The sequence below is a fragment of the Streptomyces sp. NPDC052036 genome (genome assembly GCF_040680495.1).
Taxonomy (GTDB): domain Bacteria; phylum Actinomycetota; class Actinomycetes; order Streptomycetales; family Streptomycetaceae; genus Streptomyces.
Genome location: NZ_JBFAWW010000141.1, coordinates 1 through 1,011 on the forward strand (window position 1 = coordinate 1; position 1,011 = coordinate 1,011).

Genomic DNA, 1,011 nt, shown 5'->3' on the forward strand with positions numbered 1-1,011 from the left:
CGTTCGGTGTTCGAGCATCGGGCTGTGGTGGTGGCGGGTGGTCGTGGTGAGTTGTTGGGTGGTTTGGGGGTTGTGGCGTCGGGTGGTGTGGCGTCGGGTGTGGTGAGTGGTGTGGGTGTTGGTGGTCGGCGTGTGGTGTTTGTGTTTCCGGGTCAGGGTTCGCAGTGGCGGGGGATGGCGGCGGGGTTGTGGGAGTCGTCGTCGGTGTTCCGTGAGCGGATGGTGGAGTGTGAGCGGGCTTTGTCGCCGTTTGTGGATTGGTCGTTGTCGGGGGTGGTGCGGGGTGAGGTGGGGTCGCCGGGGTTTGAGCGGGTGGATGTGGTTCAGCCGGTGTTGTTTGCGGTGATGGTGTCGTTGGCGGCGTTGTGGCGGTCGGTGGGGGTTGAGCCGGCGGCTGTGGTGGGGCATTCGCAGGGTGAGATTGCGGCGGCGTGTGTGGCGGGTGCGTTGTCGTTGGAGGATGCGGCGCGGGTGGTGGCGTTGCGTAGTCGGGTGTTGGGTGTGTTGGCGGGGCGTGGCGGGATGGTGTCGGTGGCGCTTGCGGCGGAGGAGGTGCGGGGCCGGTTGGGTGGGGGGTTGTCGGTGGCGGCGGTCAATGGGCCGTTGTCGACGGTGGTTTCGGGTGATGTGGGGGCGTTGGAGGGGTTTGTGGCCTCGTGTGAGGCTGAGGGGGTGCGGGTGCGGCGGATCCCGGTGGATTATGCGTCGCATTCGGTGCATGTGGAGGAGGTCCGGGAGGAGTTGCTCGGGCTGTTGGAGTCGGTGTGTCCGCGGTCGGGTGGGGTGCCGTTCTATTCGGCGGTGACCGGTGGTGTGGTGGACGGTGCGGTTCTGGGTGGGGAGTACTGGTATACGAATCTGCGGCAGACGGTGGATTTTGAGGGTGCTGCGCGGGCGTTGCTCGCGGATGGTTTCGATGTGTTCGTCGAGGTCAGTGCGCATCCGGTGTTGACGGGGTCGGTGGAGGAGAGCGTCGAGGCAGCGGACGCGTCTGCGGTGGTGCTGGGGACG

Annotated in this window: 1 protein-coding gene; it reads left to right on the forward strand. The window is 66.7% G+C overall.

The genetic code is table 11. The features are described from left to right. Positions 1-1,011: acyltransferase domain-containing protein (locus tag AB0L95_RS42270; RefSeq protein ID WP_365172015.1), on the forward strand; the 1,011-nt coding region annotated here is incomplete at both ends.